The sequence below is a fragment of the Mycobacterium asiaticum genome (genome assembly GCF_001668675.1).
GTDB classification, from domain to species: Bacteria; Actinomycetota; Actinomycetes; order Mycobacteriales; family Mycobacteriaceae; genus Mycobacterium; species Mycobacterium asiaticum_D.
In genome coordinates this window covers 1-811 of record NZ_LZKQ01000038.1, presented here as the reverse complement: position 1 = coordinate 811, position 811 = coordinate 1, and the positions used below count along the sequence as shown (strand labels likewise).

At 62.9% G+C, this 811-nt stretch carries 1 protein-coding gene and 1 pseudogene; both read right to left on the bottom strand.

All coding sequences use genetic code 11. The features are described from left to right. Positions 1-489, bottom strand: a 489-nt coding sequence (locus A9X01_RS03340; RefSeq protein WP_155771903.1) for a hypothetical protein, incomplete at its 3' end; no start/stop codon positions are given. A gap of 139 nt (positions 490-628) precedes the next feature. Continuing rightward, a pseudogene (locus A9X01_RS03335) lies at positions 629-811 on the bottom strand (phospholipase D-like domain-containing protein); the annotation flags it as partial.

Genomic DNA, 811 nt, shown 5'->3' with positions numbered 1-811 from the left:
GGTGGCCAGCAGCAACGGGGCGTCCTGCTCCGTGAAATTCAATGCGATCGTCTGCTTACCCGGCTCGACTTCGTGCGGTTCGAGCTGATCGTGAACGGTGAGGCGACCGAAGACCGGAATCTCGTTGTACGGGATCTCGCGTGACTCCCCGGCACGCGGACCCTCCGGGATCGTGACGGTCATCGGCGGCAGTTCCACCAGCGGAATGCAGGTCACCGAGTCGATGACGATCTCCGAGTCGAAGACCACCAGGTCGATGGCGAAATGCCTTAACGGGTCCCGGGATTCACCGTCTATCTCCTCCTGCCACAGCCGTTCGTGCGAATCGTGGATGAACCACACTCGATCCAGCGTCAGGTCGATGGTGGCCGTCGCCGAATAGCCAGGGCCGTCGACCGACTCGGTGCGCTTCTCGCCGCCGAACATCTCGACCGTCTGATCCTGGACACGTTCGCGATGAATTTCGATCATCGTGTCGGGACGCTGCATGTCCACACTCCTTGCGGTCGCACGCTGGTTTGCGGATGCTGTACCCACAATCGGCCCGGAATCAATCCCGCCGGGCTTGTCCGTTCGCCGCCGCCGGGGTTGCCCGCAGCGTGACGCTCGGCTGACCGGGCGACCGGGGTCAGCGCCGCAGACGCTCGATGAGTCGCTGCAGGCTGTGGCCTACTGATCGCGGAACATGGTCGGGATCCATCAGCTCGTTCTCCGCCAACGGGCTCGCTTCGTCGGCGATCGTTTCTTCGGTAAAGGGCTGCAACGTTTTACCGTGCCCGCGCAACTGTTCGACCGTCTTCAGGAAGGACAG